Annotated in this window: 16 protein-coding genes; 9 read left to right on the top strand and 7 right to left on the bottom strand. The window is 61.3% G+C overall.

The genetic code is table 11. From position 1 onward, the window contains the following. Window positions 1-14: 14 nt before the first annotated feature. Window positions 15-4,565: a dermonecrotic toxin domain-containing protein gene (locus Q1W70_RS10665; RefSeq protein ID WP_265536971.1), complete on the top strand. Its 4,551-nt coding sequence runs from the start codon at window positions 15-17 to the stop codon at window positions 4,563-4,565. Window positions 4,566-4,600: 35 nt separating this feature from the next. Here the strand turns inward: Q1W70_RS10665 and pdxR are convergent, their stop codons facing one another. Beyond that, window positions 4,601-6,154, bottom strand: a complete 1,554-nt coding sequence (gene pdxR / locus Q1W70_RS10660) for a MocR-like pyridoxine biosynthesis transcription factor PdxR (RefSeq protein ID WP_185818422.1) — start codon at window positions 6,152-6,154, stop codon at window positions 4,601-4,603. A gap of 89 nt (window positions 6,155-6,243) precedes the next feature. Here pdxR and Q1W70_RS10655 point away from each other — a divergent pair, with 89 nt between their 5' ends. From Q1W70_RS10655 to Q1W70_RS10645, 3 genes are read left to right on the top strand one after another with little or no spacing between them, the layout of a single operon-like run. After that, window positions 6,244-6,873: an FMN-binding negative transcriptional regulator gene (locus Q1W70_RS10655; protein WP_166589329.1), complete on the top strand. Its 630-nt coding sequence runs from the start codon at window positions 6,244-6,246 to the stop codon at window positions 6,871-6,873. A gap of 2 nt (window positions 6,874-6,875) precedes the next feature. Then, on the top strand, window positions 6,876-7,322 hold the full coding sequence (locus tag Q1W70_RS10650; protein ID WP_302098812.1) for a GNAT family N-acetyltransferase: 447 nt from the start codon (window positions 6,876-6,878) through the stop codon (window positions 7,320-7,322). 17 nt (window positions 7,323-7,339) lie between these two features. Continuing rightward, complete coding sequence (locus Q1W70_RS10645) at window positions 7,340-8,011, top strand: GNAT family N-acetyltransferase (protein ID WP_166589331.1); 672 nt, start codon at window positions 7,340-7,342, stop codon at window positions 8,009-8,011. A gap of 49 nt (window positions 8,012-8,060) precedes the next feature. Here Q1W70_RS10645 and Q1W70_RS10640 read toward each other — a convergent pair whose 3' ends face one another. Beyond that, complete coding sequence (locus Q1W70_RS10640) at window positions 8,061-8,960, bottom strand: homocysteine S-methyltransferase family protein (RefSeq protein ID WP_166589332.1); 900 nt, start codon at window positions 8,958-8,960, stop codon at window positions 8,061-8,063. A 113-nt stretch (window positions 8,961-9,073) separates the two neighbouring features. Between Q1W70_RS10640 and Q1W70_RS10635 the strand changes: the two genes are divergently transcribed. From Q1W70_RS10635 to Q1W70_RS10625, 3 genes are all read left to right on the top strand, one after another. Next, the gene (locus Q1W70_RS10635) at window positions 9,074-9,895 is read left to right on the top strand and encodes an ABC transporter substrate-binding protein (protein ID WP_166589333.1); all 822 of its coding nucleotides are present in this window, start codon (window positions 9,074-9,076) and stop codon (window positions 9,893-9,895) included. Beyond that, a complete protein-coding gene (locus Q1W70_RS10630) occupies window positions 9,892-10,725 on the top strand; it encodes an amino acid ABC transporter permease (RefSeq protein ID WP_159998627.1) in 834 nt (277 codons plus the stop codon). The genes Q1W70_RS10635 and Q1W70_RS10630 overlap by 4 nt, the downstream gene beginning before the upstream one ends. A 175-nt stretch (window positions 10,726-10,900) precedes the next feature. Next, window positions 10,901-12,106 carry an ISL3 family transposase gene (locus Q1W70_RS10625; protein WP_302098811.1) on the top strand — a complete coding sequence of 402 codons (1,206 nt, stop codon included), beginning with the start codon at window positions 10,901-10,903 and terminating at the stop codon, window positions 12,104-12,106. A gap of 64 nt (window positions 12,107-12,170) precedes the next feature. Here Q1W70_RS10625 and oadA read toward each other — a convergent pair whose 3' ends face one another. Together oadA and Q1W70_RS10615 are read right to left on the bottom strand one after the other, a co-directional pair. Next, window positions 12,171-13,976, bottom strand: coding sequence for a sodium-extruding oxaloacetate decarboxylase subunit alpha (oadA, locus tag Q1W70_RS10620; protein WP_166588802.1), 1,806 nt, complete (start codon window positions 13,974-13,976; stop codon window positions 12,171-12,173). 11 nt (window positions 13,977-13,987) lie between these two features. Further along, window positions 13,988-15,403: an acetyl-CoA carboxylase biotin carboxylase subunit gene (locus Q1W70_RS10615; RefSeq protein WP_166588803.1), complete on the bottom strand. Its 1,416-nt coding sequence runs from the start codon at window positions 15,401-15,403 to the stop codon at window positions 13,988-13,990. Between the two features lie 191 nt (window positions 15,404-15,594). Here Q1W70_RS10615 and Q1W70_RS10610 point away from each other — a divergent pair, with 191 nt between their 5' ends. Next, on the top strand, window positions 15,595-16,557 hold the full coding sequence (locus tag Q1W70_RS10610; RefSeq protein WP_182342891.1) for a LysR family transcriptional regulator: 963 nt from the start codon (window positions 15,595-15,597) through the stop codon (window positions 16,555-16,557). On the opposite strand, the gene Q1W70_RS10605 is transcribed toward Q1W70_RS10610, so the two are convergent. The 3 genes from Q1W70_RS10605 to Q1W70_RS10595 form a co-directional block, all read right to left on the bottom strand. Further along, window positions 16,499-16,711 (bottom strand): PA3496 family putative envelope integrity protein, encoded by a 213-nt coding sequence (locus tag Q1W70_RS10605; RefSeq protein WP_166588805.1) that lies wholly within the window; start codon window positions 16,709-16,711, stop codon window positions 16,499-16,501. The genes Q1W70_RS10610 and Q1W70_RS10605 overlap by 59 nt on opposite strands. Before the next feature lie 124 nt (window positions 16,712-16,835). Then, a complete protein-coding gene (gene hexR, locus Q1W70_RS10600; RefSeq protein ID WP_095164987.1) occupies window positions 16,836-17,702 on the bottom strand; it encodes a transcriptional regulator HexR in 867 nt (288 codons plus the stop codon). A 165-nt stretch (window positions 17,703-17,867) separates the two neighbouring features. Next, entirely contained in the window at window positions 17,868-20,729 is a 2,862-nt protein-coding gene (locus Q1W70_RS10595; protein ID WP_166588806.1) for a GGDEF domain-containing phosphodiesterase, read from the bottom strand. A 259-nt stretch (window positions 20,730-20,988) separates the two neighbouring features. On the opposite strand from Q1W70_RS10595, the gene uvrD reads away from it, so the two are divergent. After that, window positions 20,989-23,172 (top strand): DNA helicase II, encoded by a 2,184-nt coding sequence (uvrD, locus tag Q1W70_RS10590; RefSeq protein ID WP_166588807.1) that lies wholly within the window; start codon window positions 20,989-20,991, stop codon window positions 23,170-23,172. Window positions 23,173-23,328 lie beyond the last annotated feature (156 nt).

The following is a 23,328-nucleotide window of genomic DNA, read 5'->3' as shown; positions in this document are numbered from 1 at the left end:
AAAGGAAAATGACGATGACTGAACCTACTGAAAACACCGATACCCACGCCCTCCTGGAAAAAAGCCAGGTCGTGCATCAGACCAGCCGGGGTCCCACCGTCGAAGAGGTGGCCGCTCAACTGCTGCGCCAGGCGCTGGAGGCGCTGTATCCCGAACGGGATATCGACCCCGACCAAACGCTGATCGGCACGCCTCAGTGGCAGCCCATCGACGGTACGCTCGTGGCCATGCCGACCCGGTTCGAATCACTGACCCAGGCATTGGTCCGGCAATTTTTCAGCGCTACCACTGCCAACTATCTCGAAGGCGAGCACTTCCTGACATTGAACCCGCCCGCCTCGCCCGTGGTGCATCTGGACATCAGTGTCGAGGCCGTTGCCGGCTTGCTCAATGACTACGCCCCACTGCTCTTCGTTGCCTTCGGCGAGCGCCAACTGGCCTATTGGAACGACACCGGGCGCCAGCTGCCGCACTGGCTGGAACTGTCCAATACCTTGCGCAAAACCCTCGACGTGCAACACGCCAAAGGCTGGGATGAAGCGCAGTGCCAGTTGGCCCGGGCCGTCTCGCGCCATCCGGACAAAAAAAAGCGTCAGGCCCACGATGCAACGCTTTCGACTATCCAGGTGAGCCTGATCGACATTGACTCGGTCGACGCCCAAGGCAACACCCAACATTTGAGACTGGTGGGTGCCTGCGTGATCACAGGGCGCTATCAACAGCGCGATCTGGTGATGATGTACACCGTTGAATACGGTTATGAAACGTTCGACTCCCTGGAGCAGCTGGGGGCTTCGTTACCGGATCGCATCGAGACACAAACCCCTGTGCGAAACCTGAAATGGCGGTTGTTCGAGCCCGAGGGAAATTTTTTCGATCATATGGCCTGGGCGTTGATCACCAACCAGCTCGATGCCATTGGCACCATCACCCAGGCAAGCCTCGCGAGCGAGGCGGACGAGCACATCGATTCAAACCCTCTGGTGGAACAGGCCAGCGTTGAGGAGAAAAAGGCGCTCATTGACCTTGATGACTCAATACCCGATTGGCTGTTCGGTGCTTCGGTTGCCGACCTGAATCAGTACAGTCAATCCGTCAACGCGCTGGGCAAACTGTACAAACAGAATGAAAAGAGGCTGTTCCGGATTCTGCCCCTGACGACCTATGCCCAGGACCGCCTGCGTGACGCAATCATTGCCGATCAACCCGGCGCCGCCGGACTGCCGCTGGACAGCCTCGAGATCACCGTCACCAACAGTTTCGAGTCCGGTGGCTTGACGCTGCCCAACCCGTTCGACGTCCACACTGAAACACTGGGCGAGTACGCCGTGCACAACAGCGCACCGTACCAGGCAACCCTCAGGTTCAAGCCGACGCAGCCGCTGCCTGATTGGCTGAACGTCGCCTACCTGACGAAAATGGCGAGCGCGGTGGACGTCGGCGAGGCGTACCCCCGATTGATCAAAGACAAACTGATCGATGATCCGCTGCAAGCGCCCTTGCAGCAGCATTTTTACATCAACCAACTGCGAGCCCTGCTGCCGCTGATTGCGCTGGAGTGCAAGATCCGTCGCATCGCTGGCATCGATGAATTGGGTTGCCTTTACGTGCGCGAATGGCTCAATCCGACCCCCGGTCACCCGCAGCCGGTGCTCACCCGTCCACTGACGTTTGTCCAGTCCGGGCAAACCAATGGCGACACCGTCGCCAATATGTTCATCATCGCCCCGCGCGAGCCGGCAGCCGGGCCTTGCCTGCTCTACCGCCCGTTGTTCGACCCACCATTGCTGCAGTTCCCTTCAGCGCAAAACCTGCTGTATGCCCTGCATCAACCGGGAGCGCTGAGGGATTCAGTGCTGGCGTGGCTGCCTGACTCAGACATCGCGTTCAAGTTCGCCCAATACACATTCCCCGTCGGCCTGCCCAGCCCATGGTTGGCGGCGCAGCTGCTCGCCGAGCCCTGGACAAGCGTGGACTGGACCGGGCCGGTGGAACTCGCGTCGCAGGCGTTGGACGGTGACATCTTCCCGGTCCTGTTCAAGACCCATGCCCTGGCCATGGCCGAACTCTCCGACCGCCAGTCGCTCTCCAATGCCCAACGACGCTGGGCCTTGCTGTGTGACAGCGGCTGGGCATTGTTCAATGTGGCCGCGAATTTTCTCAGTGGCCCGGCGGGGGCGGCGGTCTGGGTCTGGCAAAGCATCAGTGAAATCGAGCAAGTACTGGACGCCCATCAGCGCGGTGATGCCCAGGCTCAATGGAGCGCAGTCGCCGATATGCTGCTGAACCTGAGCATGATCCTGGCCCATCACGCCGCCACGCGGCGCAAAACAGGCCCGCGCACAGCATCAGCGCCGTTACGTGTGCATGACCGGTTGCCCAAGACCACCACCCCCGCGGCCACCAAACCCGCGGCACCCGTGGTGACACTGATTCCCACCCCCATGACCGGTGAGCTTGCCTCCAGCCATTACTCCTCACTGGCCGCCAGCGGCTCAGTGCCTCATCGCTCGCCCTCGGCCCTGGTGGCTTTTCTGAGCACCTTGAGCGTGCCGGCCCCCGATATCACCAGCCCCGTCACGCAGACCCTGTTGCACGACACCGCCGAGCTGTATCGCCTGGGTGCAAAAACCTATGCACAGGTCGGCGAACGCTGGTACTGCGTGATAGAACATGAAGATGGGCAGATCCAAATCGTTGATCCACACACCCCTTCGAAAACCGGTCCCCTGCTGAGCCCTACCCAACAAGGTCGATGGTTCGTCGACACCCGTTTGCGCTTGCGCGCCGGTGCGGGAGGTACCAGCCTGCGAAGCCAGCTCAAGGCCCAGCGCAAAGCCAAGGAGCAGCAGAAGAAACAACTGGGAGTGGAGCTGGAGAACTTCAAACGCCAGGAAGCCCCCAACAATGCCGCGTTGAAAAAGGCCCAGACAGAGCTCGAAGGCTCCACCGGGCAAGCGCGCGAACAGGCGACGGAGCGCTACCTCATCCAGGTGGAAAAACTGATTGGTGACTACGATCAAGCCCTGAAAAACCTGGAGCAATGGCGCATCCACGGCGCAAGTGAGGGCTACCTCAACGATTTACAGCGCATGACCATCGAGCTGCAAAAAAACCTCGCCCTCTGGTTCGCGCTCAAGCGCAACGCCTACGCAACGCTCACCCACCGGCTGGCCCAAGACGCGGCTATCGACACGAGCGCGTTGTTTGAAGCACACGTTCAAGGCGTCAGGGAGGCGCTGGCATTGAGTCAGGAGATCGTCGCCCGCCTGCACATTTCCCAAACGTCGCTGCAAAGAATTGAAGCGGTTGGCCGTGCCGGCATGACCACCGCACAAAGTTTGCGAAAGCTGCTGCCTGTGTTCACCCAATGGGACTTGAAGTCCAATGAGATCGGCATGTCGCATGAGGTGTGCATGCGTGGTACTGCCACCGAGAACGCTGAGCCGGCCCGTGAAGCGGTGGGTGCATTGATTATCGAGGCCGCGACCGCCACCCACCGGCATACCGCCTTGATCAGAACGCCGGATGACGGTGAGACAAGCGTCCATCGCATCGACACCCTAAGCCGACTGATCGATGTCTACGTCGATACCGATCAACGCCTCAAAGACCTTCCTCAAGAGTACCCCGACAAGGTCGAGCCGACTGAGCTTGAACGGGTCAGCACCTTGATCGGCGAGTTCAGGCAACTGGCTCAGGACCAACTGGCGGCGCTGTTGCCCGAGAGTGGGACGAGCGCCGTACCGGTGGCGTCGAAACCCGCTGTGGCGGGCCCCTCCCGGCCTGCTGGCAAAGTCACCAAGAGCCGCCCCCGCGACCCCGCGCCCGCCAAACCCTCGACACCCAGCCAGCCACTGCTCGAGGAAATACTCCCCACCCGCAAAAGTCCTTCTGCGGTGTCGGAACTGGACGATATCGATGTCATTAACCATGCCCTGACCCTGAATGAAGACGTCCAGGGCTTTATTGATCGGACCCGAAAAGACGCCGCCAAACCCAACCGTATCCCGGCAGACATGCAGGACTTGTTCGACCTCCAGGCCCAACGACTGGAACACATGGCAGTCAAGGTCGATCACGTACTGGAGCGCATGCGCGCCTCGGGCGGAGTGCGACTGCCCGTGGGCAACCTGAGTTCGGAGCTCAAGGGGGCCGCCGTCCGGTTACGCGCCCAAGGCATCGATACCCGCACCCGCCTGCTCAAGGAGCGCCCGCCACGGCAGGCCTATGTGCAGTGGCTGCTGGACAACAACCAGGTCAGGATCGTCAGGAACCCACAAGGCCGCATCAAGACCAAAAAACGCCAGGACTACTTTCAGGAGTACCAGGTGCTCGACATGACAGACAAGGATCAACCGTTGTGGCTTGCGCACTTTCACTACAAATCGCCCGAGGCCCCGTTGGAGGACTACACCGCGGCACACTTGAAGATCGCCGACGAGCATTTGCAGCAATTCACTGCCGAGCGGCGCAAGGCCCTGACGACCCTGATGCCAATCGACTACGTGTTGCGGCGCATCAGTGACCCATCGCTGTTCTTCGGGCTGGAAACCCAAGCCTGATACACGGCTGCGGGCGGGCTGGGAGTCCGCCCGCTTCAGCGATCACGCCACACCGCTCGCAATCGCCCCAGCGCCGCCTCGATCGCCTTTTCGGGCACGGCGGCAAAGCCCAGCACCAGCCCGGCACGTTGCTCCGGCGCCGTGGTGGATTCCGGCAGCCAATAACTGCTCAAGCCATTGATCTCGACGTCGACGCTGCACGCGGACTCGATCAGTTCGCGCTCACGCGCCACGCTGTCGACGGGTACCGTCATGTGCAGCCCTGCGGCAACCGTGGGTAAAGGGCCGATACCCGGGATATCCAACGGCCAGCCACTGAGCAGCGTATTGCGCCGACTCAACGCCGCGCGGCGCATGCGGCGGATGTGCCGCTGGAAGTGCCCGGCGGCCATGAACTCAGCCATGACCGCCTGGGTACTGACTTCGGAATGACGAACATCCACGGCGCGCCGCTGGGAAAACGCGTCCACCAGCCCCCTCGGCAGCACCAGGTATCCCAGGCGCAGGGCCGGGAACGCGACTTTGCCAAAAGTCCCGACGTACAACACCCGCCCCTGGCGATCCAATGCTGCCAACGGCGCCAGCGGCGCACCGCTGTAACGGTATTCGCCGTCGTAATCGTCTTCGACGATCCAGCCTTGCGTGCGCTCGGCCCAGGCCAGCAGCTCAAGACGACGAGCAAGGCTCATCACCACGCCTGTGGGGTACTGGTGGGATGGCGTGACGTAGGCCAGGCGGCAGTCAGTGAGTTTCGCCAGTTCGCCGCAATCAATGCCCTCGCTGTCCACCGCCACCCCGTGCAATCGCGCGCCCGCTACGGCAAAGGCGTGACCCGCCGCGCGGTAGCCCGGATTCTCAATCCCAACCCCGTCACCCGGCTCCACCAGCAACTGTGCACAAAGGCTAATCGCCTGCTGCGCACCGCTGGTGATCACAATTTGTTCAGCCGAGCATTGCATGCCCCGTGCACTGCGCAGATACGCCGCAATCAGGCCACGCAATCGGCCGTCGCCGGCCGGGTCGCCGTAACACAGCTGCTGCAAGTCCGGTTTGCGCCAGAAAGCCGCATTCAGCTTGGCCCAGACCTCGAAGGGAAACAGATCGAACGCCGGGACACCGACCCGAAATGCCCGTGGCGGGCCACTCGGAGGACTCGGCAAATGGTGCTTTTCCACACGCTCCAGCGCACCGCTGTGGATAACTTTACTGGATGGAACCACAGGTAAATCCAGCCAATCTGTGGATAAGGCTGTGGGTAAGCCTGTTGAAAACCCTGTGGATACTTTTGTGGATAATTTTTTCACGGGCAATGCGCTGTGCGGCAATTGCGCGACATAGGTTCCATCGCCGACCCGCCCCTCGATAAAACCTTCGGCGTAGAGCTGGTCGTAGGCACGCACCACGCTATTGCGGGAAATCGCCAATGCCGCCGCCAGATCGCGACTGGCCGGCAACCGTGTGCCGCTGGCGAGCCGACCGTCCAGCACGCGCACGCGCAGTGCCTGATAAAGCTGGCGACTCAAGCCCTGGCGGCGATCGAGTTCGATCCCCGCAGGATTGAACGACAAGGACAGCGGTTCGCGGGTCATGGCAATGGACCTATGAAATTGGTCATTAATGGCTCTTACAACAGACCAATAGCCTGCCTAGGATGCAGGCATTCGCCAAGGAAAATTCCATGTACACGCCCAAAGCCTTTGCCATCGACGACTTACAGGAACTGCAGCAGCAGATACTCGGCACCCGACTCGCCTTGCTGGTCACCCATGGCCAACAAGGGCTGCTCGCCAGTCATCTGCCGCTGCTGCTGAACACCGATGAAGGTGAGCATGGCACCCTCTACGGCCACTTCGCCAAGGCCAACGCGCAGTGGAAGGCATTGCACGATGGCGCCGAAGCGCTGGTGATTTTTGCCGGTGCCGATGCGTACGTGAGCCCGGGGTTTTATCCAAGCAAGGCCGAGCACGGCAAAGTTGTACCGACCTGGAACTACGTCGCGGTACACGCCTATGGCACCGCCGAAGTGTTCACGGATGCCGATCGCCTGCTCAGCCTGGTCAGTGCCTTGACCGATCGTCATGAAGCCAGTCGTGCCCAGCCATGGAAAGTCGCCGACGCGCCCACCGATTACATCGATGGCATGCTCAAGGCCATCGTCGGCTTCGCCCTGCCCATCCAGCGCCTGGAAGGCAAACGCAAGCTCAGCCAGAACCGTAGCACCCCAGATATCGCCGGCGTACGTGAAGGGCTGGCTGCCAGCCCAGACCCGCACGACCAGGCGCTCGCCCACTTGATGCCAAAGGAATGAACATGAGTCAGATTAAAATTCGCCGCGTCAGCGCCGACGACCACGCGGCCTGGCTGCCGTTGTGGCAGGCCTACCTGAGCTTCTACAACACCGAGCTGCCGGACGCCGTCAGCCACAGCAGCTGGCAGCGCTTGCTGGACCCCAGCGAGCCGACCCATGCAGCGCTGGCCTGGGCTGACGGCAAGGCGGTAGGCATGGTGAATTTCATCTACCACCGCTCGAACTGGAGCATCGAAAACTCCTGCTACCTGCAGGACCTGTTTGTGGCACCGCAAACCCGCGGCACCGGAGTTGGCCGTCAACTGATCGAGTTCGTTTACAGTACCGCCAAGGCCGACGGCTGCGGCAAGGTCCACTGGCTGACCCACGAAACCAATGCCACTGCGATCCAACTCTACGAGCGCATCGCCGAACGCCCCGGTTTCATCCAGTTTCGCAAAGCCCTTTAAGGTTCAAGGAGAACAACATGTCGACTTCACTCGCAGACTGGCAAGGCGTGCCACCGCCCTCGGCGCAACGGCTCGAAGGGCGTTTCATCCGCCTGGAGAAACTTGACCCGGCGCGCCATGGCGAGGGTCTGTTCAAGGCCCTGCAAGGCCCCGACGCCGACCCGAAACTCTGGGACTACCTGCCTTACGGCCCGTTCCCGGAGCGCAGCGTCTTCGATGCCTGGCTGAACAACCACGCTGCCCACAGCGACCCGTATTTCTTTACCGTCATCGACCGCGCCAGCGGCGAGGTGCAGGGCATCCTCAGCCTGATGTCGATTGTCCCGGCCCATGGCCGCGTCGAAATCGGCCACGTCGCCTTTGGCGCGCCGATGCAGCGCTCACCGAAAAGCACCGAAGCCGTGTACTTGCTGGCCAAGGAGTCATTTGCCCTGGGCTACCGCCGCCTGGAGTGGAAGTGCAACAACGCCAACGCCCGCTCCAAGTACGCCGCCGAACGCCTGGGCTTCAGCTTTGAAGGGGTGTTTCGCCAGCACATGGTGGTCAAGGGCCAGAACCGCGACACCGCGTGGTATTCGATCCTGGATTCGGAATGGCCGACGATTGGCGCAGGGTTCGAGAAGTGGCTGGCAGATGACAACCAGACAGACTCGGGGCAGGTGAAGACGCTGGTGGAGTGTCGCGCCTAAGTGCTTTGACCGCAAAAGATCGCAGCCTGCGATCTTTTGCCCTGGTGGCTTAAGCCAGTTTCTGCGCCAACACGGCGATGTGCTCCGGACCGATACCGCAGCAGCCGCCCAGATGACTGGCGCCACGTTGCTGCCAGTCGGCCGCCCAGTGCAGATAACCCGGCGGATCCAGGTCATCGCGCAACGGGTCCAGGCCGTCGTTGGCCGTGGCCTCCTTGGGTTGCGGCGGGAACGCGTTGGCGTATGCACCGAGGTGAATGTCCACAGCCAAGCGGGCGAAGGTTTGCCGCGCGGCATCGATTGCTGCCCCGATCACTTCCGGCTGGCTGCAGTTGAACAGCAGGGTCTGGACCCCCAACTCGGCCGCCACCGCGGCAGCCTCGGCAACGGGCTCGCCGGAACGCAAGCGCGGCACGTCATCGGTGTCTTCATCCTTGAGGGTAAAGGACAGCCAGAACGGCTTGCCGTCTTTGGGCAACCCGGCGTGAATCGCCCGAGCTTCGGCGATCGAGCTCTGGGTTTCAGCCAGCCACAGGTCGACATGGGGCGCCAGGCCCTTGACCAGCGGCGTCAGCAATTCGCTGACGCGCGCTGCTTCGAACAGGTCCGGACGATAGGAACCGAACAGCGGAGGCAATGAGCCTGCGACACGCACCGGCTTACCCGACGCGTCCACTGCCCGCCGCGCCAACTCACCGGCCAACGCGGCAAGCGCCTCACCTTCAGCCGCAAAACGCGATTCGCCGATATGAAACGGCACCACTGCGTAACTGTTGCTGGTGATCACATTGGCACCGCTTTCGATATAAGCCGCATGCACCGCCTCAACCGCTTGCGGCGCTTCACTCAGCGCCAGCGCCGACCACTCGGGCTGTCTGAATGGCGCTCCTCGGCGTTGCAACTCACGGCCCATGCCGCCATCCAGAATCACTGTCCTTGCTACGCCCATATGCTTTTCACTCATATGCTTATGAAAATAACTCACTACCAGAGTCAAACTTATAACTATTTAATACGCACCATTCAGTTAATCACAACCTCTTTTTTACTCAGGGATCGACCGTGAAATTTCAACCGCTGCTGGCCCTGGGCCTGACGATCCTCGCTGCCTCCACCCAGGCTTTTGCCGGCACAACCCTGGACCGGGTCGAGCAGAAAAAGGAGTTGGTGGGGGTGCTGATGGAGAGTTACCCGCCCTTCTCGTTCCTCAACGATCAGAACCAGATCGACGGTTTCGACGTGGACGTGGCCAAGGCCGTGGCCGCCAAACTGGGGGTCAAGCTGCGCCTGGAAACCCCGTCCTGGGACGTGATCGCGGCCGGTCGCTGGAGCGGTCGCTACGACATCTGCATCTGCTCCATGACCCCGAGCAAGGCCCGCGCCGAAGTGTTCGACTTCCCGGTGCAGTACTACGCCTCGCCAGCCGTGATCGTGGTCAACGCCAAGGATGAGCGCATTCACGGGGCCAAGGACCTGAGCGACAAGAAGGTCGGCCTCACCAGCGCCTCCAGCTATGAAAGCTACCTGAACAAGAACCTGGTGATCGAAGGCGCCGAAGACACCCAGTTGCACTACCCGTTCGAGAACGTGCAGATCGCCCCCTATGACACCGACAACGTGGCGTTCCAGGACCTCGGCCTGGGGGCCGGTGTGCGCCTGGATGCGATCCTCACCAACCTGGTCACCGCCCAGCCGCGCCTGACCCAGGACGCACGCTTCAAGCTCGCCGGTGAGCCGCTGTACTCGGAGCCCAACTCGGTGGCCATCGAGAAAGGCGATGCCCAGTGGGACGCCAAGGTGCGTGAGGTGTTCGCCCAACTGAAACAGGACGGCACCTTGAGCCAGCTGTCGCAGAAATGGATCGGCGCCGACATCAGCCAATGACTTCTTTCCCTCCTCCTCAGCCACCGCAACCGGTGGCTGAGTCGTTGCTCAAGCGCCTCTGCGGTTTTCGCACTCGCCTGTACCTGACCTGGGCGGCGATGTTCGGGTTGTTCGCCAGCTTCTTCCTGAGTTTCGACCTGAAGTTCTCGATCATCCTCGACAAGCTGCCGAACCTGGTAGGCCTGCACCTGGCTCCCAATGGTTTCCTGCAGGGGGCGGCGCTGACCCTGTTCCTGTGCCTGTGCTCGATTGTTGCCTCATCGTTGCTGGGCTTCGTCACCGCGCTCGGGCGCCTGTCGAACAGTGCCGTGGCCTTTGGCATCGCCAGCTTTTACGCGTCGTTCTTTCGCGGCACGCCGCTGCTGATCCAGATCCTGCTGATCTACCTGGGTTTGCCGCAACTGGGTATTGTCCCGGGCGCCATCGCTGCCGGCATCATTGCCCTGTCGCTGAACTACGGCGCCTACCTGAGCGAGATCTTCCGCGCCGGCATCCTGGGCGTCCCCTACGGCCAACGCGAAGCCTCGCTGGCACTGGGCATGCGTGAGAGTGTGATCTTCTGGCGCGTGACCCTGCCACAGGCCATGCGCACCATCATCCCGCCCACCACCAACCAGTTCATCTCGATGCTCAAGGACTCGTCGCTGATTTCGGTGATGGGGGTCTGGGAAGTGATGTTCCTGGCGCAGTCCTACGGCCGCTCCAGCTACCGCTACATCGAGATGCTCAGCACCGCAGCGATCATCTACTGGCTGATGTCGATCGGCCTGGAACTGATTCAGGCACGCATGGAAAAGCACTACGGCAAGGCCTACGCCAAGCGCGGTTAAGACCGTCTTGTTTGGCGCTTTCAGCCTGCCCACCAGGCTGTCCCACCTTTCCCGTTGGCCGCAGAGCAGGCAAAAAAAAGGTTCTTCACGGAATCCCGGGAAACACAGAAACAAGAACGCCGATTTGATTGATGATGTTCGTGCGAGCAAACACATCTAACAAACCGGCGTTCTTATGCGTGATATTAATACTTTCCTTCCTTTTTGGGAGGGCTTTTCTGTCGTCACGATCAAGCCTGATGGTGACGCCCTCCAGATCGATCTGACACCCCACGCCACCCGATTCCCTTCCTGTGGCGGGTGCCAAAAACCCTGTTCAACCACGCATGAGTATTGCGAGCGAGTCATTCGTGATTTGCCCATTCTCGGTCGTGCGGTGCGCCTGAGCGTTTTGCTCCGACGCGTTGGTTGCCGCGACTGTGGTAAACGCATGGAGGCCGTCAGTTGGCTGGATCGCTATGCCCGCATGACGCGGCGTCTGGCAGAGGCGGTCATTCAAGCCTGTGAGCGCCTTCCCACGCTGCACGTGGCGCAGATGTTTGGGCTGCATTGGGACACCGTTCGGTTGCTGGAGCGTCGTGCCTTGCAAGCGGCATTGAGCGATCTGCCGAAGGCGCAACCACGGCGTCTGGTGATGGACGAGTTCGCCCTGTTCAAGGGCCATCGTTACGCCAGTGTGGTGCTGGATGCGGATACACGACGAGTGCTGTGGATCGGCGAAGGCCGCAGCCGGGCGGCGGTCAGGCCGTTTTTCGAAGAGCTGGGGCCAGAGGGATGCGCCCGAATCGAAGCGGTGGCAATGGACATGAACACCGCTTTTGACCTGGAGGTTCGTCAGCACTGTCCCAACGCGCGAGTGGTCTACGACCTCTTCCATGTGGTGGCCAAGTATGGCCGAGAGGTGATTGATCGGGTTCGTGTCGACGAAGCCAATCGACTGCGTCATGACAAGCCGGCCCGACAGGTCATCAAGCAGGCGCGTTGGCTGCTCCTGCGCAACCCGCAGAACCTGAAAACACCGGAGCAACAGGTCCGCTTGGAGGATCTGCTGGCGGCCAACCACGCGTTGATGAAGGTCTATTTGATGAAGACTGAACTCAAAACGCTTTGGACGCCGAGCACCGCTTGGGGTTGGCGATCGGCCTGGAAGCAATGGCTGCGCCATGCGCATGAAAGCGAAATACCGGCACTGATCCAGTTCGCCAAACGGCTAAAGACTCACTGGCGGGGCATCGTCAGCCGGGTTCGCTGGCCGATGCACACCGGTCAGTTGGAAGGAATAAATAATCGAATAAAGGTCATCAAGCGAATGGCGTACGGTTACCGGGATAGCGAGTTCTTTTTCATGAAGATCAAGAGCGTCTTTCCCGGTAATCCGTGAAGAACCAAAAAAAAGGGGAGCATGTGCTCCCCCGAGGTAAAACGTTGCAGATGAAGGCGTGAAATCAGCCTTCGATCTCGATCAGGATTTCGCCCGGGTTGACCCGGTCGCCCTTGGCCACGTGAATGGCGGTGACCTTGCCGGCGATGGCCGATTGCACTTCGGTTTCCATCTTCATCGCTTCGGTGATCAATACGGCCTGGCCGGCTTTCACGGTGTCGCCTTCCTTGACCAGCACATCGACGATGTTGCCCGGCATGGTGGTGCTGACGTGGCCTGGGGCCGTGGCTTGCTTGCGCTTGCTGCTGCCACCGCCGACAAATTCGTTGAGCGGTTCGAACACCACTTCTTCCGGCATGCCGTCGATGGACAGGTAGAAGTGACGCTTGCCTTCGGCCTTGACGCCCACCCCGGTGATGTCGACGCGGTAGGTTTCGCCGTGCACGTCGATGACGAACTCGGTCGGCACGCCTTCGCCGCCCGCCGAGGTCACGCCGCCCGCTTCAGGAATCGGCAGCAGCACTTCCGGTGCCAGGGTGCCGGCTTCACGCTCTTCGAGGAACTTGCGCCCGATGTCCGGGAACATGGCGTAGGTCAGCACGTCTTCTTCGGACTTGGCCAGTGCGCCGATTTCGCCGCGCAGCTTGGTCATTTCCGGCTTCAGCAGGTCGGCCGGACGAACGTCGATCACGTCCTCGCTGCCGATTGCCTGGCGACGCAGCTGCTCGTCAACGGCACCCGGCGCCTTGCCGTAACCGCCTTGCAGGTACAGTTTCACCTCGTTGGTGATGGTCTTGTAACGCTCGCCGGCCAGCACGTTGAAGAACGCCTGGGTGCCGACGATCTGCGAAGTCGGGGTCACCAGCGGTGGGTAGCCGAGGTCATGGCGCACCCGCGGGATTTCCGCCAGCACTTCGCTCATGCGGTTCAGGGCGCCCTGCTCTTTCAACTGGTTGGCCAGGTTGGAAATCATCCCGCCCGGTACCTGGTTGACTTGCACGCGGGTATCGACCGCGGTGAACTCGCTTTCGAACTGGTGGTATTTCTTGCGCACGGCGTAGAAGTACAGGCCGATCTCTTGCAGCAGCTCCAGGTTCAGGCCGGTGTCGAACTCGCTGCCTTTAAGGGCGGCAACCATCGACTCGGTACCTGGGTGGCTGGTGCCCCAGGCGAAGCTGGAGATGGCGGTATCAATGTGCTCGGCACCGTTTTCAATGGCCTTGAGTTGGCACATCGCGGCCAGGCCAGCGGTGTCGTGGCTGTGGATGAACACAGGCAGCGACTGTTCGGCCTTGAGTGCCTTGACCAGTTCGCCCGTGGCGTACGGGGTCAGCAGGCCGGCCATGTCCTTGATTGCCACCGAGTCGCAACCCATGGCTTCCATCTGTTTGGCCTGGGCCACGAACGCTTCGATGGTGTGCACCGGGCTGGTGGTGTAGGCGATGGTGCCCTGGGCGTGCTTGCCGGCGGCTTTCACCGCTTCGATGGCCACGCGCAGGTTACGCACGTCGTTCATTGCATCGAAGATGCGGAACACGTCGATGCCGTTGACGGCGGCCTTGGCGACGAAGGCTTTGACCACGTCGTCGCTGTAATGGCGGTAGCCCAGCAGGTTCTGGCCGCGCAGGAGCATCTGCAGGCGGGTGTTGGGCAAGGCGGCGCGCAGTTTACGCAGGCGCTCCCACGGGTCTTCCTTGAGGAAGCGTACGCAGGCGTCGAATGTCGCGCCGCCCCAGCATTCCAGCGACCAGTAGCCGACTTTGTCGAGCTTGTCGCAGATCGGCAGCATGTCTTCGGTGCGCATGCGGGTAGCAAGCAGCGACTGGTGGGCGTCGCGCAGGATGGTGTCGGTAACGTGGATCTTGGACATTGTTGTATTCCTCACAGGCCTGCGTGGGCGGCGATGGCGGCGGCGATGGCCAGGGCCAGCTCTTCGGGTTTGCGCTTGATCGAGTAGTTGGTCAGTTCCGGGTGGCTTTCAACGAAGCTGGTATTGAACTGGCCGCTACGGAATTCCGGGTTGCGCAGGATTTCCTGATAGTACGCGGCAGTGGTCTTGACCCCCTGCAGGCGCATGTCGTCGAGGGCGCGCAAGCCACGGTCCATGGCCTCTTCCCAGGTCAATGCCCAGACCACCAGTTTCAGGCACATCGAATCGTAGAACGGTGGAATGGTGTAGCCGGTATAGATCGCCGTGTCGGTACGCACGCCGGGACCGCCGGGGGCGTAGTAGCGGGTGATCTTGCCGAAGCTGGGCAGGAAGTTGTTCTTCGGGTCTTCGGCGTTGATACGGAACTGCAACGCGAAACCACGGTGATGAATGTCTTCCTGCTTCACCGACAATGGCAGGCCGGAGGCAATGCGGATCTGCTCACGGACAATGTCGATGCCGGTGATTTCCTCGGTGATGGTGTGTTCCACCTGCACCCGGGTGTTCATCTCCATGAAGTACACCTCGCCCTCGGCGAGCAGGAACTCCACGGTGCCGGCGTTTTCGTAGCCCACGGCCTTGGCTGCGCGCACCGACAGGTCGCCGATGTAGGCGCGCTGTTCCGGGGTCAGTTGTGGGCTGGGGGCGATTTCGATCAGCTTCTGGTTACGGCGCTGGATCGAGCAGTCGCGCTCGAACAGGTGCACCACGTTGCCAAAGCTGTCGCCGAGGATCTGCGCTTCGATGTGCTTGGGATTGACGATGCATTTTTCCAGGAACACTTCCGCCGAACCGAAGGCCTTGGTGGCCTCGGAAATGACGCGCGGGAAGTTCTGTTCCAGTTCTTCACGGCTGTTGCAGCGACGAATACCACGGCCGCCACCACCGGAAGTGGCCTTGAGCATCACCGGGTAGCCGATGCGATCGCCTTCGGTGAGCGCTTCTTCGATACCTGAGACGTTGCCTTCGGTGCCCGGGGTTACGGGCACACCGGCCTTGATCATGCTGCGGCGCGCTTCAGTCTTGTCGCCCATGCGGCGAATGACTTCTGCCGACGGGCCGATGAACTTGATCCCGCGCTCGGCGCAGATATCCGCCAGTTCAGCGTTTTCCGAGAGGAAGCCGTAGCCTGGGTGCAACGCGTCGCAACCGGTTTCCACGGCCAGGTTCACCAGCTTGCGCGGGTTCAGGTAACCGGCCAATGGCTCGGCACCGATGCTGTGGGCCTCATCGGCGCGTTTCACATGCAAGGCATGACGGTCGGCGTCGGAATAAATGGCAACCGAGCGAATGCCCATCTCGGCGCAGGCACGTACGATTCGTACGGCAATTTCACCACGGTTGGCGATCAGGATCTTTGTTATCACTTGGAGTTTCCCTTGAGCCGGTTGCTACCCACGACCCGCTAGACCGGGTCGGCGAGTGACTAAATGTTTCAAGCCAGTCGCAGAGCCACACTATCCCGCGCAAGGGATTAACAAAAATCAATAATTATTGGGTTAGCCATAAGCAAAGACTTATAGTTGAGCGACAGGCCCGCCACAAGAGCACCTACATAATGCGTAAGTCATTGATGCGTATGACATTACGTCAATTGCAGATCTTCAACGAAGTCTGCGATTTACGTTCCTACAGCCGCGCAGCTGAGGAAATGTCACTCACGCAACCGGCAGTTAGCCTACAAATTCGTCAGCTTGAAGAGCTGGTTGGGCAGCCTTTGTTCGATTATGTCGGCAAAAAGCTCTACATGACCGAAGCAGCTGAAGCGTTACAGCACGCCAGTCGGGATATTTTTGGCCGCCTGGAAAACCTCGATATGCAGCTGTCCGACATGCAGGGCTCGCTGCAAGGACAGCTGAAACTGGCGGTGGAATCCAGCGCCAAATACTTCGTCCCTCACCTGTTCGCTGCCTTCAAGCGCCAGCACCCGGAGGTCAACCTGCAACTGACAGTCGTCAACCGCGGGCAAGTGATCCGACGCCTGTCGGATAACCGCGACGACCTGGTGATCATGTCCATGGTGCCGCAGGACATGGGCCTGGAGTTCCTGCCCTTTCTCAACAACCCGATCGTCGCCGTGGCCCCGCCCGACCACCCGCTGTGCCACATGGGCCCCCTGCGCTTGCAGGACCTTGAGCCTTACACCTTGTTGTTGCGCGAGCCTGGCTCCGGGACACGCCTGGCCTGTGAAGAGTATTTCAAGGAGAAGCGCGTGCACTTCAACCAGACCCAGGAGGTCTCGTCGGCCGAGGCCCAGCGCGAATGTGTGGTGGCGGGTCTGGGCGTGGCGCTGTTGACGCGCCACGCCCTGAACCTGGAGTTGGCGACCGGCGGGCTCAAGGAGCTGCCGGTCGAAGAGCTGCCGTTGTATCGCAGCTGGTGCCTGGTGCAGGCCAAAGCCAAGCGCCTGTCACCGGTCGCGCATGCGTTCCTGGGTTTTATCCGCAGTGAACGGGTGCAGATCAGCGCGCTGGTTGAGCGCTTCGACGCGAAACTGCCGGGGTCGCTTGCCAGTAATTGAGTTCAAGGCTGTCGGAAAAATCGCCAATCTCGGCGAGAAGCTGCCGGCGCTCACAGCGATCTTCAATTGCGCGGCGGAATGCCATACGGCGTTGATCTTCCTGCTGACGACGGGTTTTGACAGCGCTGTTGCGTTCTTCGTAGGGCTGGGCCATTTCGAGTCTCCCAAGGCGAGTACGGGAGTTTCACGATAGGCCGCGGGGATGACGGTTTGGCGGCGCGCGGGTTACAAAGCGATGAACCTTGCCGAAAGCTGCGATCTTTTGCCCTTGCGGGACCTCAATCGTCCAGCGCTTTCACCGACTTGGGCGACAAGCGCAAGCTGCGCAGGCTGCGCTTGACGCTCTTGAGGTGATTGACCAGGCTCGGGCCACGCGCCATGGCCACGCCCATGGCCAGCACGTCGATCACCACCAGGTGGGCGATACGCGAGGTCAGTGGGGTGTAGATTTCGGTGTCCTCGTGCACATCGATCGCCAGGTTGACCGTCGACAGCTCCGCCAGCGGCGTCTGGCTCGGGCAGAGGGTGATCAGCGAAGCGCCGCTTTCACGCACCAGGTTGGCGGTGATCAGCAGGTCCTTGGAACGCCCCGACTGGGAAATACAGATCGCCACATCGCTGGGCTTGAGCGTCACCGCCGACATCGCCTGCATGTGCGGGTCGGAATAGGCTGCAGCCGTCAGCAGCAAGCGGAAGAATTTATGCTGGGCATCCGCCGCCACCGCGCCAGACGCACCAAAACCATAGAACTCGACACGCTGGGCCTGGGACATGAGCGTCACAGCCCGCTGCAGTTCGATCGGATCGAGCTTCTCGCGAACTTCCATCAGGGTGTGCAGGGTGGTGTCGAAAATTTTCAGGCTGTAGTCCGCAACCGAATCGTCTTCGTGGATTGCGAACTGGCCGAAGCTTGCACCGGCAGCCAGGCTTTGCGCCAGCTTCAACTTCAGGTCCTGGAAACCGGAGCAACCGATAGCGCGACAGAAGCGCACGATGGTCGGCTCGCTGATGCCCACGCTGTGGGCAAGATCGGCCATGGAACTGTGCATCACTGCCGCGGGGTCAAGCAGCACGTGGTCGGCAACCTTGAGTTCCGATTTGCGTAACAGGTGACGAGACTGGGCGATATGTTGCAACAGGTTCAAAGGGCAGGACTCATTGTTATGGGCAGGCGCCGGGGATGTAGCAAGCTTGTAGTTATACTACAAGAATCCGTTTTTTGCCTGCTCAATCCGTAACTCGATCTCCCTGTTTTGGCTGGGCAGACCTCATGTAGCAGCTTGGGGCGGTTCCGGCAGCGGATCCAGAATTCATTGGCCGGCTCGCAACAAGTCAGCTAAATCCTGCGCCTCCACCGGCCGACTGATCAGATACCCCTGCACCTCATCGCAGTGCTCAGCCTTGAGAAACGCCAGTTGCTCCGGCCGCTCCACCCCTTCGGCCACCACCTTGAGCGACAGGCCATGGGCCATGGCGATGATTGCCCGGGTGATTGCCGCATCGGCACCGCCCTCGCCCAGGCCGCGGATAAACGCCTGGTCGATCTTCACGTAGTCCACCGGAATGCGCTTGAGGTAGCTCAACGAAGAATAGCCGGTGCCAAAGTCGTCGATGGCCAGCTTTACCCCCAGGCCACGCAGTTGCTCGAAGGTGGCGATGATGTGCTCGACGCTATCGAGCAACTGACTTTCGGTCAGCTCCAGTTCCAGGTAGTGCGGCGCCAGGCCGGTTTCCTCGAGGACCTGGCGCACCAGGCTGACCAGCTTGCCCTGGCGCAGTTGGTGCACCGACAAATTCACCGAAACCCGGATCGGCTCGAGCCTCTGCCGCTGCCACTCGCACGCCTGCCAGCAGGCCTGGCGCAGCACGAACTCACCAATCGGGCCGATCAGCCCGGTTTCCTCAGCCAGGCCGATGAACTCAGCCGGCGGCACCCGCCCCATGGTTGGATGGTCCCAGCGCACCAGCGCTTCGGCCGCGTTCAGGCGACCGCTGGCCAGGCACTGCTTGGGCTGGTAATAGACTTTCAGCTGTCGCTCTTCGATGGCCTTGCGCAGCTGGTTTTCCAGGTGCAGGCGCTCAAGGGTGCTGGCCTGCAGGCTATCGGTGTAGAACTGGAAATTATTGCCGCCCAGGTGCTTGGCGTGCTGCATGGCCATGTTCGATTGGCTGACCAGCGCGGAAATTTCCCGCGCGTTGTCCGGCAACATGCTGATGCCCATCGAGGCACTGACCACCAGCTCATGCCCATCGATGCTCAGCGGCACCCGCAGTTTGGCCGCCAACCGGGTGGCGACCCGCGCCAGGCTCGACAGGCTGCCATAGGCATCGAACAGCACGGCGAATTCATCACCGGACAAACGGGCGATGGTGTCCGCTTCCGGCAGCGCATTGACCAGGCGCCGGGCCATTTTCTGCAACAACTGGTCGGCCACATCATGGCCCAGGCTGTCGTTCAACAGTTTGAAGCGATCCAGGTTGATGTGCAGCAGCGCCAGGCTGCGACCGCCCTGGCGCACCCGTTGATGGGCGTCCTGCAGACGCTCACGGAACAGCGCACGATTGGCCAGGCCGGTGAGTTCGTCGTAGTGGGTCAGGTAGCGCATGCGCTCTTCGGATTCACGTCGAGCGGAGAGATCGGCGAAGAAGCCCACTATATGGCTCACGATTCCCCGAGAATCGCGCACCACGTTCAGTTGCAGCCATTGCGGGTAGAGCTCGCCGTTCTTGCGCGCCTCCACCAGTTCGCCCTGCCAACTGCCGTTTTGCTCCAGCGCCTGATGAATCGCTGGGTAGTGGCGGCGGGCGTCACGGCTGCAAGGTAGCTCGATCACATTGCGCCCCAGCAGATCCTCGATCTGATAGCCCGTTACCCGGCTAAAAGCCTGATTGACCGCGATCAACGCGTAATTGGGGTCGAAAATCACGATGCCTTCGCTGGCGGCCTCAAACACCGTGGCCGCCAACTGACGCTGCTCCTCCAGACCTTTGCTGGCGCTGATATCGCGCCGCGTGCCCACCATGCGCAGCACCCGACCGTCAGGGCCACGCTCCACCGCCCGGCCGCGGTCTTCGATCCACACCCAGTGCCCGTCACCGTGACGCACGCGGTACTCGATCTGGTAATCCTCGCTGCGCCCCTTCAAATGCGCCACCAGCGCCCGCCGCAGTGGCGGCAAGTCCTTGGGGTGCAGGCGCGGCTTGAGGTGGCTGAGCATCTCGGTGATGAACTCGGGCTCGATGCCGAACAATTCCTTGAGCCGGGTGTGGTGCACTTCGTCGGTTTGCAGATTCCAGTCCCACAAGCCCAGTTCGCTGGCTTTCAACGCCAGCGCCAGGCGCGCTTCGCTTTTGCTCAGGGCCTGGTTGGCGGCGTCCAGTTCGAGGCTGCGTTGCGCCACCCGGCTCTGCAGGCCGACTTGCGCGGCACGCAACTCGGCTTCGGCCTGGCGGCGCTGGTCGATTTCCCGCGCCAGTTCCTGGTTGAGCTGGTCACTCCCGCTTTGCGCCTGCCGCAAATGCTCGATCAGGGCCTGATTCTGGAAGCGGCGCAGCATGCCTCGCCCGATCAGCCGGTTGACCTGCCATGCCACCACACTCAAGGAACCCAGCAAAATCAGGCCGAGCCAGCCCCAGCCTTGCTGCTGTTGATCGCCGTCCCAGAACAGATAGCCGATGGCCGGCAGCAGGCACGGCAACGTAAAGGACAGGAAGGCCGGCAGGCTGACGGCGTAGGCGACACTGGCACTCAGGGTGGCGGCCCCGATCAGGCCAAACACCCAGGCTTGCTGCAGAAAACTGTCGGTGGGTACCAGGGCGATACCGGCTGCGGCCAGGGTCAGGCCACTGAGGGCCGAGCCCAGCAGGAACCTGCGGCGCCAGATCGGCTGCGCCTGGCGGCTGGGCATGGCCGAATCGAAGGCCGCCACCTGGATCACCCGCAATGCCACCAGCAACAGCAACCAGACCAGCCAGGCACTGACCTGCACATAACGCTGCGGGTTCCAGAGCAGGCCGGCGCAGACCAGGCCATTGAGCAACATCAGCAAGGTGGGCAGCAGTGAACCCTGGTAGAGCAGGCGCGTGCGCTCCACCGCCATCTCCATGGCGTATTGCTTGCGGATAACCTGGGGCTCCGCGAGGGAGCCTGCCAGGCTGGAGCTGAAGGTCATAGGCGATATTCTTGTTCTTATAGAAGGGGCATACGTGCCCAAAACGTCGACGGAGCATACACAAGCAATCACCCCGACCAAACTGGCGAAAGGGATAAAGCCGACGAAAGCGACTCACTGGCAAAACCGCGCAAAACCGCAGAGCCACGGCCTGTAAGGGCTGCTGCTGCGTGACTGGGCGGTCGCCCGGGGCAACGCTTTCATCGATTAATGCAAAGCTCGGTTTGCCCGGTTTGACGCGGCACCCTAGAATGCCCCGATGCGCGATGACCTCTCCCTTTTGCTGAACTCACTCAACGATGCCCAACGCCAGGCCGTAGCCGCCTCCGTGGGTCGTCAGTTGGTCCTGGCCGGTGCTGGCTCCGGTAAAACCCGTGTGCTGGTGCACCGTATCGCCTGGTTGATCCAGGTCGAAAACGCCTCGCCTCACTCAATCCTGTCGGTGACCTTCACCAACAAGGCTGCTGCCGAGATGCGCCATCGCATCGAGCAGTTGATGGGTATCAACCCGGCCGGCATGTGGGTCGGCACCTTCCACGGCCTGGCACACCGCCTGTTGCGGGCGCACTGGCAGGAAGCCGGCCTGAGCCAGACGTTCCAGATCCTCGACAGCGACGACCAGCAGCGGCTGGTCAAGCGGGTGATCCGTGAACTGGGCCTCGACGAACAACGCTGGCCGGCCCGCCAGGCCCAGTGGTTCATCAATGGCCAGAAAGACGAAGGCCTGCGTCCACAACACATTCAAGCCAGCGGCGACCTGTTCCTGGGCACCATGCGCAGCATCTATGAGGCCTACGAGGCCGCGTGCCTGCGCGCCGGTGTCATCGACTTCTCCGAGTTGCTGCTGCGCGCCCTCGATCTGTGGCGCGACCACCCGGGGTTGCTGGCGCACTACCAAAAACGCTTCCGCCATATCCTGGTGGACGAGTTCCAGGACACCAACGCCGTGCAGTACGCCTGGTTGCGCCTGCTGGCCAAGGGCGGCGACAGCCTGATGGTGGTGGGTGACGACGACCAGTCGATCTACGGCTGGCGTGGGGCGAAAATCGAGAACATCTATCAGTACTCCGACGATTTCCCGGATGCCGAGACCATTCGCCTGGAACAGAACTATCGCTCCACCGCCGGTATCCTCAAGGCGGCGAACGCCCTGATCGCCAACAATACCGGGCGCATGGGCAAAGAGCTGTGGACCGATGGCGGCGAAGGCGAAGCGATCAATCTCTACGCCGCGTTCAATGAACACGATGAAGCCCGCTACGTGGTCGAAACCATCGAAAGCGCGCTGAAAACCGGCTTGGCGCGCAGCGATATCGCGATTTTGTACCGCTCCAACGCCCAATCGCGGGTTCTGGAAGAAGCCCTGCTGCGCGAACGCATCCCGTACCGCATCTATGGCGGCCAGCGCTTCTTCGAACGTGCTGAAATCAAGAACGCCATGGCTTACCTGCGTTTGCTTGAAGGGCGCGGCAACGACGCGGCCCTGGAGCGGGTGATCAACGTTCCTGCCCGTGGCATTGGCGAGAAAACCGTCGAAGCGATCCGCGACCACGCCCGCCACAGCGACGTGTCGATGTGGGAAGCGATGCGCCTGCTGATCGCCAATAAAGGCCTGACCGGTCGCGCTGCCGGCGCCCTCGGCGCGTTCATCGAGCTGATCGAGAACCTGGCGGCGAAAACCGCCGAGATGCCGCTGCACTTGATGACCCAGACAGTCATCGAGCAGTCGGGGCTGATTGCCTACCACGAAGCGGAAAAAGGCGAGAAAGGCCAGGCCCGGGTCGAAAACCTTGAGGAACTGGTCAGCGCCGCGCGCAACTTCGAAAACAGCGAAGAAGACGAAGAGCTGACACCACTGGCCGCTTTCCTCGGCCATGCCTCCCTGGAGGCTGGCGATACCCAGGCCGACGAGCACGAAGACAGCATTCAGTTGATGACCCTGCACAGCGCCAAGGGCCTGGAGTTCCCCTACGTGTTCCTGGTGGGCATGGAAGAGGGTCTGTTCCCGCACAAGATGAGCCTGGAAGAGCCCGGCCGCCTTGAAGAGGAGCGGCGCCTGGCGTACGTCGGCATTACCCGCGCCATGCAGAACCTGGTGATGACTTATGCTGAAACCCGACGCCTGTATGGCAGCGAGACCTACAACAAGGTCTCGCGTTTCGTACGCGAAGTGCCTAAGGGCCTGATCCAGGAAGTGCGGCTGTCCAATAGCGTCAGCCGGCCGTTCGGCGGTGGCCAGAAGCAGAGTTCGAGCAGCATGTTCGCCGGCACGGAAATTCCGGAAACTGCGTTCAGCCTGGGCCAGCAAGTGCAGCACGCGGTATTCGGCGAAGGGGTGATCCTCAACTTCGAAGGCGCCGGGGCCCAGGCCCGAGTGCAGGTGAACTTCAGCGAAGGCAGCAAGTGGCTGATGCTCGGCTACGCCAAGCTGGAAGCGATCTGACAAACACTCCCTGATGGGCAGCCACCCGGCTGTCTATCAGAGAGGTAGACGGGTCGCTCACGGGCAAATTCCATCGGTTATGGCGTTGCGAGGTTCAGCAACGCTCCTTCTGAACTTGTCGGCCCATCCCACAGACAAAAGTACATAGGCCTACAC

The sequence above is a fragment of the Pseudomonas kielensis genome (assembly GCF_030505375.1).
Taxonomy (GTDB): Bacteria; Pseudomonadota; Gammaproteobacteria; order Pseudomonadales; family Pseudomonadaceae; genus Aquipseudomonas; species Aquipseudomonas kielensis.
This window is presented reverse-complemented; position numbering and strand designations above follow the sequence as displayed.